This window comes from Flavobacterium sp., assembly GCF_031422135.1.
Classification (GTDB): Bacteria; Bacteroidota; Bacteroidia; order Flavobacteriales; family Flavobacteriaceae; genus Flavobacterium.
Map to the genome: position 1 here is coordinate 45,010 of NZ_JANOQD010000068.1, position 11,903 is coordinate 56,912.

General features: G+C 30.3%; 10 protein-coding genes. 1 reads left to right on the forward strand and 9 read right to left on the reverse strand.

Annotation, left to right across the window (positions count from 1 at the left end):
* Positions 1–1,263: an ABC transporter ATP-binding protein gene (locus RMO70_RS09560; protein ID WP_310556214.1), complete on the reverse strand. Its 1,263-nt coding sequence runs from the start codon at positions 1,261–1,263 to the stop codon at positions 1–3.
* 2 nt (positions 1,264–1,265) lie between these two features.
* On the reverse strand, positions 1,266–2,141 hold the full coding sequence (locus tag RMO70_RS09565) for an ABC transporter permease (RefSeq protein WP_310556215.1): 876 nt from the start codon (positions 2,139–2,141) through the stop codon (positions 1,266–1,268).
* Between the two features lie 140 nt (positions 2,142–2,281).
* On the opposite strand from RMO70_RS09565, the gene RMO70_RS09570 reads away from it, so the two are divergent.
* Positions 2,282–3,019 carry a CpsB/CapC family capsule biosynthesis tyrosine phosphatase gene (locus RMO70_RS09570; RefSeq protein WP_310556216.1) on the forward strand — a complete coding sequence of 246 codons (738 nt, stop codon included), beginning with the start codon at positions 2,282–2,284 and terminating at the stop codon, positions 3,017–3,019.
* Between the two features lie 33 nt (positions 3,020–3,052).
* On the opposite strand, the gene RMO70_RS09575 is transcribed toward RMO70_RS09570, so the two are convergent.
* The 7 genes from RMO70_RS09575 to RMO70_RS09605 form a co-directional block, all read right to left on the reverse strand.
* Positions 3,053–5,419 (reverse strand): polysaccharide biosynthesis tyrosine autokinase, encoded by a 2,367-nt coding sequence (locus RMO70_RS09575; protein ID WP_310556217.1) that lies wholly within the window; start codon positions 5,417–5,419, stop codon positions 3,053–3,055.
* Between the two features lie 6 nt (positions 5,420–5,425).
* The gene (locus RMO70_RS09580; protein ID WP_310556218.1) at positions 5,426–6,223 is read right to left on the reverse strand and encodes a polysaccharide biosynthesis/export family protein; all 798 of its coding nucleotides are present in this window, start codon (positions 6,221–6,223) and stop codon (positions 5,426–5,428) included.
* Positions 6,224–6,283: 60 nt separating this feature from the next.
* Complete coding sequence (locus tag RMO70_RS09585; protein WP_310556219.1) at positions 6,284–8,197, reverse strand: nucleoside-diphosphate sugar epimerase/dehydratase; 1,914 nt, start codon at positions 8,195–8,197, stop codon at positions 6,284–6,286.
* A 126-nt stretch (positions 8,198–8,323) separates the two neighbouring features.
* Positions 8,324–9,460: a DegT/DnrJ/EryC1/StrS family aminotransferase gene (locus RMO70_RS09590; RefSeq protein WP_310556220.1), complete on the reverse strand. Its 1,137-nt coding sequence runs from the start codon at positions 9,458–9,460 to the stop codon at positions 8,324–8,326.
* A 1-nt stretch (position 9,461) separates the two neighbouring features.
* Positions 9,462–10,112, reverse strand: coding sequence for a NeuD/PglB/VioB family sugar acetyltransferase (locus RMO70_RS09595; RefSeq protein WP_310556221.1), 651 nt, complete (start codon positions 10,110–10,112; stop codon positions 9,462–9,464).
* Complete coding sequence (locus RMO70_RS09600) at positions 10,090–10,818, reverse strand: SDR family oxidoreductase (protein WP_310556222.1); 729 nt, start codon at positions 10,816–10,818, stop codon at positions 10,090–10,092. Before RMO70_RS09600 ends, RMO70_RS09595 begins: the two co-directional genes overlap by 23 nt.
* Positions 10,815–11,900 (reverse strand): SRPBCC family protein, encoded by a 1,086-nt coding sequence (locus tag RMO70_RS09605; RefSeq protein WP_310556223.1) that lies wholly within the window; start codon positions 11,898–11,900, stop codon positions 10,815–10,817. Before RMO70_RS09605 ends, RMO70_RS09600 begins: the two co-directional genes overlap by 4 nt.
* Positions 11,901–11,903 lie beyond the last annotated feature (3 nt).

Consider the following 11,903-nt stretch of genomic DNA (forward strand, 5'->3'; position numbering starts at 1 on the left):
TTAATAAAAATTTACATCAAAATCGAACAATACTCTACTTTCGGATACAGGAACATCTCGTCCAGTATTGTAATATTCCCCGTCTATAACTTCAAAATAGATAGCACTTTGAAGCCAGTCAGCTCTTTTTCTATCTACATAAACATCTGTACTTATATAATAACCTCCGTGATTTAGATTTAGTTTATCTATCTTGAAGATTATTTTACATACGTTATTTTGCAGTTCTTTATTAAATATAGTGTTACTGAGCCAAGCTATTCTTTGTCCCATTTGATCGTCTATTTTTAAATCAAAGAAAATTTGAGAAGAATTGATTTCTTGAGGATTTTCAATATCCAATTCAATATGAAATGATCTCCCAACTTGTGGTTTTAAATTTTTACTTTCGCCATATATTGATGCTCCAATTACTTTTATAACTCCAGAACCAATTCTATTATCATAACTTGATAAAGTTTCAAAAGTTGAATTGTCTTTTAAATAATTTTGTATTGAATCTTCTATATTTCCCTGAAAAAAGACTTTTCCATTTCTCATTACAATTCCTCTTTGACACAAATTTTGAACTGCTGCCATATTATGACTTACAAACAAAACTGTACGACCACCATCTTGAGACATGTCTTGCATTTTTCCAATGGCTTTTTTCTGAAACTCAGCATCTCCGACTGCCAAAACCTCATCGACTACCAAAATTTCTGGATCAAGATGTGCCGCTACGGCAAATGCTAAACGAACTGTCATCCCACTACTATACCTTTTTACTGGAGTATCAATATAGCGCTCGCAACCCGAAAACTCGATAATTTCATCTATTTTTGATGTTATTTCTTTTTTGGTCATTCCCAAAATGGCTCCGTTGAGATAGATGTTTTCTCGACCTGTCATTTCTGGATGAAATCCTGTACCTACTTCTAGCAAAGAGGCAATTCTACCTCTCGTTTTTATACTTCCCGTCGTTGGAGAAGTAACTCGTGAAAGAATTTTGAGCAAGGTAGATTTTCCTGCCCCATTCTTGCCAATTATTCCTACAACTTCTCCTCGATTGACTTCAAAATTGATATCTTGTAATGCCCAAACATAATCGGAACTGCCTTTCTTACTTCGATCATTGGTTTCTCCAATTTTCAAAAAAGGATCTTCTTTTCTTCTTATTTTTGCCCACCAACGGTTTAAATCATGTGAAATAGTTCCTGTTCCTACTTCTCCCAATCGGTATTGTTTGGATATATTTTCGACTTTTAGAATTACTTCATTCATATTTAAATAACGTCTATAAAGTTTTTTTCTGTTTTGTTAAAAACAAAAACCCCTGTTAAAAAAACCAACACCGAAAATAGAAAGGAATACAAAACTCCAAAAAAGTTTAATGTTCCACTTCCTAAAAAAGCATACTTAAAAAAATCAAAAATACTCGTTAGCGGATTTAAATATACTAAATAATGTAGCGATTCTGGCAATTTCTCCAATGCTAATGAAGTGGGATATACAATAGGCGTAACATACATATATAAGGATATTCCAAAAGTTATAACAAAAGTTAAATCACGATATTTAGTGGTTAATGAGGTTATAATCATTCCCAATCCTAAGGATAAAAGAATCATTACTAAAAGCAATATGGGCAGAAGCAACACATATATGTTTGGGTCTACATTATATCCTCTATACATACAATACCCTAAAACCAATAAAAAAAATACAAATTGAATTCCAAACTTGATTAAATTAGAAAACACTATTGCAAATGGCATTATCAGTCTAGGAAAATACACTTTCCCAAATAAATTTTGATTGGTTTTAAATACTTCGGAAGTGGCTTTGAAACAATCAGAGAAATAAAACCAAAGCACATTTCCTGCTAGAACAAATAAAAAATAAGGAACACCATCTGAAGGTATGTTTGAAATTTTACTAAATATTACAAACTGTATTAATGAGGTAATTAGAGGTTGAATAATAAACCACAATGGTCCTAGAATTGTCTGCTTGTAAAAAGTTACAATATCTCGTTTCACAAAAAGAAAAAGCAAATCTCTATAACGCCACAATTCCTTTACATCGAGTTCAAATAAACCTCTTTCAGATGTGATTTCAAACAGCCAGTTTTCTTTATTCTTTTTATTTTTTTGCACCATTAATCGCACTACATATTAGCACCGTAAATCTATAAATTAAATTTCATATAGAGTATAAAAAATGCTAAAAGTATCGTAATGAATTGCGATTGTAGGAATATTAATTATACTTTTGCACTCTAATTTTTAAATGAAAAAAATTGTTTTTTTTAAAGAAAAATAAAACGCTACTAAAGGATTTAATTCCAACTGATTATATTGACATTCATTCTCATTTATTACCAGGAATTGATGACGGTGCCAAAACGACTGATGATACTTTTTTTTTAATTTCTGAATTACAAAAAATAGGAATTGCAAGTATAATCACTACACCACATATTTATAGTGGCTTGTGGGACAATACTAGAGATGGAATTCAAAATCTCGAAGTTGACACCAAAAACATTTTAAGTGCAAAAGACATTTCTATACCGATTAAAGCAGCTGCTGAATACTTAATGAATGATCATTTTGTAGCATTGGTTAAAAAAGGAGAAATTCTAACATTGAAAGACAATATTGTTTTGGTTGAAATGTCCTATTTAAATGCTCCAATTCAACTTTATGATATTATTTTTGATTTGCAAGTGGCTGGATACAAACCTTTGTTAGCGCATCCTGAACGTTATTTGTTTTATCACAACAACTTCAACGAATATTTGAAACTAAAAAATGCGGGTTGTTTGTTTCAATTGAACTTACTCTCAACAGTAGGCTATTATGGAGAATCTGTCACAGAAACCGCCAAAAAACTTCTCGAAAAAGGTTTAATTGATTATGTAGGATCTGATGTGCACCATAAAAACCACATTGATTCTTTTTACAAAAATGTTTTGATTAAGGACACGAAACCACTAGAAGAAGCGATTGCTAATAATCAGTTTTTTAATCAATAAAAAAGAGGCGAATGCCTCTTTTTTATTTGAAAATTATCCGAAAAATGAAAAATTAAATATTTTTTTGTACCACGGTATTTTAATAATCTCTTGACCATATCCGTATCCATATCCGTTTGTGGTATCAGTATCATTTAGTAATACTGACATATTAGGAAGTTTCTTTTCAAGGTATAAAGTCTCTGGTATTCTTAACAATTCTTTTTCTAAATAGTTTGATCGCACAACGTAAACAAAGGCATCTGCATTTTTAGAAATTAATAGCGTATCTGTAACCAAACTAACTGGTGCGGTATCAACTACAATATAATCGTATTGTGTTTTCAAATCATTAAATAATACTTCTACTTTTTTACTCATTAACAATTCTGCTGGATTTGGTGGAATGACGCCCGCTGGAAGTATGTCAAAGTTTTCATATCCTTTTTGGTTTACAATAAAATCTTTAATATTAGCATCGTTTGATGACAAATAGTTTGTAAGTCCACGGGTTGGTAGTTTAATATACTCATCCAGTTTAGGATTTCTAATATCCATTCCTATGAGCAATACTTTCTTACCAGAAATAGCAATTGTTGCGGCAAGATTTACTGCAATAAATGTTTTTCCTTCTTTTGGCAATGTTGATGTCAAAAATATTGTTTTAGCCTTATTATCATCAATATCGTTGAGAATAAATTCTAAATTGGTTCTGACAATTCGTATGGCCTCAGCGGTACTTGTTCTACTTGAAGACTGCATTATTTCATTATTGTGTTCAGAATGAGGTACATCACCTATGAATGGAATTGTTAAATGAGTATTGATATCATGTCGGTCTTTTACTTTTGTATCCAATAAATTTGAAAGATATATTATTGAAAAAGGAATCAAAAGGCCTAAAGCAAATGCCATCATATAAATTAATTCTCTCTTTGGAGAAATAGGTGATTTTTTAGAATATGCCTCATCCACAACTTTAGATATTGGAGCACTTGCCGCAAGTGTAATTGCGGTTTCTTCTCGCTTTTTAAATAGATATAAATACAGTTCTTCTTTTATTTGTTGTTGTCTAAAAATACCTCTAAACTCACGTTCTTGTAGTGGAATTTTTGAAATTCGACTTCCAATAGCATTTGATAAATCTCCAATATCTTTAGTCTTTACAGATAAAGATGCTTTTTGTTTTGACAAACTTTCTATAATACTTGATTTATAGGCACGTATCTGTTCACTAAGCCGAATTACAGTTGGGTTTTCGGATGTCGAACTTTTTAAAATTCTTTCTTTTTCTATAATTAATTTGTTATATTCGTTTATAAGAGATCCTGAATTATTGTCGTCAGGAACTATGTTTGCTGGAATTATATCTGAATCTTTACTCTTCTTCATATAATTAAGCATCATATCTACCACTTGAGATTGCGTATTGACTGCTAAAGAATTTGTTTTAAATTCGTTTTCGCTTTTTAAATAAATTTCGGATTCCGAAACTATGTCTGTAATATCATTTCTCTTTTTGTATGTCTCTACTTGCTTTTCTACGCTACCTAACTCTCCTGTTATAATTTCTAACCTTTCGTTTATAAATTTTGCTGTTTTTTCAGATATCATATTCTTATCTGCAATTGCATCCCTATTGTAGATAGCCACTAATAAATCTAAAAAATCTTCCGCTTTTTCACTCACTTCATCCACACAGGTTATTTGCAAAATATTAGAGTACTTCGTTAGTGATGCAATACTTAATTTACCAATCATTACATCCGTTATAATTTCTATTGAATTTAGACTTACAGAAATTCGAGCTGGCTTGATTTTTTGCAAACGATTGTATTGGTCATACACATCCCTTTTTGATACCATAAAATCTCCTAAAACTTCTGACGTTATAGTTTGTCCAAATTTATAAAAGCCTAATGAAACATTTTTTTCATTTAACAATTCAAACTTTACAGGTGAAACTATTTCGACATTTATTATTGTATCTCTTTTATAAAAAGTATCGTTTTTTTCTTTAAAATCAACTTTAATAGGATTATTATTATATGCATCTGATGATTTTATTCGCCCTTCGGCTATATAATATATATTAAACTCTCCTTCTTTTATAGTTTTTCCGACAAGACTTCTTGATTTTAAAATCTCTATTTCATCTTCGATATTGTTATCATTACTAGAAAACATATCTAAATCTTTAAAAGCAGAAAGCTCTGAAAGGTTTGAACCAGAATTGTCACTTTTTACCAAAAGCGTTGTAGTCGCTTTGTATATTGATTTGGAATATCTTAGATAAAATTTTGCAATAATTAGACATAATAATAGACTTAATAGAAACCATTTCCAATGTTTGCTGAATTTTAAAAACTTATCTTTTAAATTAAAAGACAGCTCATCATTATTGGCTAATATATTATTCATAAATTATTATTTTTGATTTATTGCAATGATTGAAAATATTGCTGAAGTTACAAGACTTAATACAGCTATTATCACTGGAATATTTTGATTAAACCCAGTGGAAGTATTTTTTTTTGCTTTATTAGGCTCTACATATATTAGGTCATTTTGTGACATGTAGTAAAAAGGCGAATTGATAAAATCAGGTTTGGTTATATCAATAATATTATAAGATTTTTTTCCGTTAGTTTCCCTAATTAAAATGATATTATCTCTTTTACCATATATTGTTAAATCTCCAGCTAAACTTAAAGCCTCAGGAAGTGTGATTCTTTCACTACTTATTGGATAACTTCCAGGACGTAAAACTTCTCCTTGAATTGTGACTTTATAATTCATAATTCTAATGTTCACAATTGGATTTTTAATATAAGTACTTAGCTTTTGTTTAAGTAATATAATAATTTCTGATTTCGTTTTATTTTTAATATTTATTGACCCTAAAACTGGAAATTCAATATTACCTAAATTATCCACTAAATACAATTGTTGTTGTCTCTGGGCTAATTGTCCTTGTCCAATGGGCGTTGGAACAACAATAGTTTCTAAGTTAAAAGCTGCTGCAGCTTCCTGATCCATTGCAGATACCACTATCATTAACAAATCGTCAGACTGAATTGTAGATTCGAAGTTAACCTGAGTGTTGCTTGTATTTAGGCTCTCTAAATTTTGGTAGTACGCAATTTTTTTTGTGGACTTACATGAAGTAAAACAAAAAATTAAAATTAGTACTACAAAAAATTTATAAAAAATACTTTTTTCCATATTTTGAAAGTTTCGGCAAAGATACATTTTTAAAATAAAATGCTATTTTTTTAGGTGAATTTAATTGTCTAAGATTTCGAATGTAGAGTTCATACTTTTGAACTCTGGTACTATTTTTTTCATTTTCACAACTATTTCATTATCCTCATAGTTGTTAGTAGCTATTAGGATATCGTCTATTGCAGATTTAATTTCAGGAAAATCGTCAATTACTTCTTGAGCTACCATTATTTTTTCATGATGAGTTGGCAATGTCTTTGAATTGTTGTTTAACAATTCTTCATACAATTTTTCTCCTGGACGAAGCCCAATAACTTTTATTTTAATATCCTTTTCAGGCACAAAACCTGCTAAACGTATCATTTTTTTTGCTAAGTCATAAATTTTGACTGGTTTTCCCATATCAAAGATATAAATCTCACCACCACACCCCATAGCACCTGCTTCAAGAACCAGTTGACACGCTTCTGGAATAGTCATAAAGTATCTTATTATGTCTTCGTGTGTTATTGTTAGTGGGCCACCTTCGGCAATTTGTTTCGAGAATAACGGTACTACTGAGCCGTTTGAACCTAATACATTTCCAAAACGTGTTGTTATGAATTTTGTTGTGTCGGCATTTTTCTTTAATTCATTAAAATATAGTGATTGCACATACTTTTCAGCGATACGCTTGCTTGCTCCCATAACATTGCTTGGGTTTACAGCCTTATCGGTAGAAACCATAACAAATTTTTCTACTCCAAACTGAATGGCTAAATCGGCTAAATTTTTTGTTCCTAATACATTTACAAATATGGCTTGAGATGGATTTTCTTCCATTAAAGGCACATGTTTGTATGCCGCTGCATGGTATATTAAATTAGGCTTATAGTTGTTAAAAATTTTTTCTAACCCAGTTTTATCTCTAATATCTGCAATGATTGAAATAATTTTTACTTTACAATCAATTTTTTGAATTTCAAGTGTTAAATTATGCAATGGTGTTTCTGCTTGATCAAGAATTAAAATCAAGTTTGGATTAAAATCTATTACCTGTCTTACAATCTCACTTCCTATTGATCCTGCTGCTCCAGTAATCAAAACAGTTTTGTTTTTTAACTGAGAGGATATCGATTTATTATCTAAAACTATCGGTTTCCGGTCTAGTAAATCTTCAATTTGAAAACTTTTAATTTTTCGGGATATTTCTTTTTGATTTTCCCAATCGGTTATAAGCGGAACGGTATACACTTTTAGATTGTATTCTAGACATTCATCAACAATAGCGAGTTGTTCATCTTTAGACAATCCTTTGTCAGCTATAATAAGTGCCTCAGCATCCATAGAACGCATAATAACCGAAATTTTCTTTTTCAGATTAACAATAGGTAAATCTAATATTCGTTTAGATGCATTATTACTATACTTATCTACAAATCCAACAAGTTTAAATCGTGTTGGTCTTTCAGAAATTAAAGCATTGGATACTGATATAGCGTTTGCATCTGCTCCGTAAACCAATGCATTTACTAGCTTTCCGTTTTGAATTCCTTTGAAATAGACTTCAAATATTTGTTTTACAAGAACGCGATATAGAAATAAAAGACAAAATGAAAAAATTATATTAATCAACAATGCCGTTGTTATGAATAAATTTTCCTTTAAAATAACAGAATATCCTATGTTTACTATGATCAAAACTAGTAAAGTCCCAGTTTGTGAAAAAACGATTTTTATAGCATCTATAAATGAGGAGTGTCGAATAATTCCAGAATAGGTTTTAAACCACCAAAAGAAAAATATATTTGTTACAAAATATAATAGTATTTTCCATCCTTCATCTGTGGCTTTATAATATTGTAAACCAAGACCTCTAAATAAAAAAAAAGTAACTATTCCTGAAGAAAAAATAGCAAAAACATCAATTAACAGAATAACCCATCTAGGCAAATACCCTAAATTTTTTAAACTAAATTCAGATCTACTTGACATTAGTATATGATGTATAAAAGATTTTATTTTATTTTTTTCTTCAATCTCCAAAGTAATCTATTTTAATTTTGAGGTAATTTATTTGACTTTTTTACTTGAGACTAATACAAATTAAGGCACAAGATACTAAAAAAAACATTGAAGTCTTTTGTATATCCTGTTTTTTTCCTCAACAGTTGTATTGGATCCTGATGGTAAACACAATCCGTTTTCGAATAATTGACCTGCAATTCCATTTCCATAAAATGGATATTTCTCAAAAACGGGTTGCAAGTGCATTGGTTTCCATAACGGTCTTGTTTCTATGTTTTCTTTTTCAAGAAACAACCTCAAGTCGTCTCTGGTTTTTCCGTTCGTTTTGGTTGGATCAATTAATATTGCAGAAAGCCAATGGTTAGAAAAATAATCAGCATTTGGTTCCGTTAAAATACTTACGCCTTCATTATTTTTAAACAGATCAGTATAAAAATGATGCATATCCCTTCTTAAACCAACGTGTTTATCTAAGACTTGCATTTGTCCACGACCTATTCCTGCACAAATATTACTCATTCTATAATTGTAACCCACTTCACTATGTTGATAATGCGGTGCATTGTCTCTTGCTTGTGTTGATAGAAAAATTGCTTTCTCCTTTATCTTTTTGTTTTTTGTAACTAATGCTCCACCACCCGATGTTGTTATGATTTTATTACCATTGAAAGATAAAATACCAATATCACCAAAAGTACCACATTTTTGTCCTTTGTAGGAACTTCCTAAAGCTTCTGCACTATCTTCAATAATAGGTATTTCATATTTTACAGCTATTGCTTTTATCTCGTCAACTTTGCAAGGCATTCCGTATAAATGTACCGCTATAATTGCTTTTGGTTTTTTGCTTATTGAAATTCTATCTAAAATTGCTTCTTCTAAAAATTTTGGACACATATTCCAAGTATCAACCTCACTATCAATAAAAACCGGAGTTGCTCCAAGATACATAATAGGATTTGCCGAAGCAGAAAATGTAAAACTTTGACAAATTACCTCGTCTCCAGCCTGAACTCCTAACAAAATAAGTCCTAGATGTATTGCTGCGGTTCCTGAACTTAAAGCAGCCACACAACTATCTTGACCTATATAATCCTGTAAATCGTTTTCAAAACCATTTACATTAGGTCCTAAAGGCGCTACCCAGTTAGTATCGAATGCTTCGTTTACAAAGCTTTGTTCTGCTCCACCCATATGTGGAGAGGAAAGCCATATTTTAGTGTTATTCATATTAAAATATTTTTTTTGCTGGGTTGCCAAAATAACTGCCTGATTGTTTAATAGATTTAACAACCACAGAACCTGCTCCAACTACAGTATTTTCGGGTATTTTTACACCTGGAAGTATTACAGCATTTGAACCTATTAATACATTTTTTCCTATTTGGGCACCACCTCCAATATCTACATTAGCCATAATACTACAATAATCACCAATAATTACATCGTGCCCTATTTGCGAACCATTATTTATAAACACTAAATCACCAATTATTGCATCGCACGATACTATAGAGTAGGGCAACATCACTATTCCTGTACCCAAAGTTGTACGTGATCCAATTAATGACGTATTATGAATATAGGATTCGAATTTAATCCCATATTTTTTTGCTTCAATAGATAGTTTTTCTTTAAAAACACAATCCGCAATTCCAACTAGAAAAAAATTTTCATTTGAAATTATTGAAAAATCAATTTTATTAATAATCGGATGTAGTAGCCCAACATGTTTTAGTTCAAGATCGTCATTTAAATATCCAATTATATTACAGCTCTCTTTAGTTTCTTGATCAGAACTAATCCAACTTTCTAGCTCTCTTGCTAATCCACCAGCCCCAATAATTATTATTTTTCTATTATTGTATTGAGTATCCTCCATCTATTTTTATATTTTGACCTGTTATCCAGCGACTATTATTTGACAATAAAAAAGCTAAAAGCGGAATTACATCTTCTACCTCACCAATGTCTAATGGATGCATATTTTTTATTCTTTGTATATTATCTTGGTCAATTTGTGAAAATAATTTCTGAGTCATAGGTGTGTTTACTACACCTGGCGAGATAGCATTTACTCTGAATTTTCGTTTGGCTAGTTCTAATGCTGATGCTTTGACCAAACCTAAAATTGCTGATTTTGTAGCACAATATCCCACTTTACCAGGTTGCCCTAATTCTCCCATTACTGACGATATAAAAACAACACTTGAACCATCATTAGAATATTTTTTCTTAGAAAAAAATCGCAACAATTCAATGCCTGAGAAAACATTAATATTAAATATATTTTGAATTTTTTCAGGCGTATAAAGTGTTATTGGCAGGGTTTCTTCCATTCCAGCACAATGCACAAAACCATCTAGTTTTTCTCCGTTTAATGCTTCATCAAATATTTTTGAGTATTCAGAAAACTCATTTAAATCTAGTTTTACAAATGTAAAATTGTCTGATTTTAAATTCTTAATTTTATCTTCATTACGACCTACTGCAATAACTTTACAATTATTTTCTAGTAGATATTCGCACAAAGACAATCCTATTCCTGAGGTTGCACCAGTAATTAGTATTTGTTTATTAGTTATCATAATACCTCAGGAATATATTGTTTGTATTTTTCTTGAAAATAACCTACTCGTCTTTCTTCGTCGCTTAACTGTCCGTCATAATTTGAGTACTGCACTCCTTTTTGAACTTCTTGACAAATCACTTTATCTTCATCAAAAACTTTTCTGTTAAAATGAATTAGTGAATCTTCAAACATTTTTTCGATAATTTCATTTTTATCTTCGTCATCTTTTTTTGTTACAAAAACATAACTTTTAAATAGTGATATTCCTTCACTAACAGGAATTATATGTGATAAATTGAATGAAATGCCATAAGTTGATGATATTAAAATATTTGGAAAAACTATCAAATGTTTGTACCCGTCTATTTTATAATCTCGTTTTTGATACGGTTTGTATATCTTTGCTTGCTTGCCTTCGTTTTCCTTTACTAAAACTGGCGCGTCCCATAAAGAGTTGTTTTTATCAAAAACAAAATCTAATCCTTGAGCACCTAATTTTTGAAATGTTTCAGAATGTATTAAAGCAACATGGTAACTTTCGAGTGTGTTTTCGACTATGATTTTCCAATTGGCTTTGATTTCTATTTCATTTACATCTATTAATTTACCAAAATTAGTAGACATTTTTTCAATCTCAGGATAAAAATTACCCAAAAAATCTTTTAATGAAATCTTATTTTTTGTTGTTCTAACAAATACCAATGACCCACAAACTTCAATTTCATATTCTTCAAGTTTTAAACATTCTAATTCTTCATTAGTAAAACTAAATAATGGTTTTTTGGGAATGCCAAATGGAATTCCTTTTTCATTATAAGCCCAACCGTGATAAGGACACATTAATGGCCTATTGCCTTTTTGTGTAGTTTGAATAATAGAATGTCTGTGAGAACATACATTTTTAAAAGCTCTAATAGTTCCCTTTAAATTTTGAACAACAACTGGAGTTCCTGAAACATTTGAAACTACAAAATCATTAACTTGATTAAAATCTGAAATAAATCCTACAAAATTCCATATCTGAGAGAAAAGTTTTGATTTTTCTTCTTCATAAGTACTTTTTTGAAAATATTCATTTGGTTTTATTAATGCTTTCATATT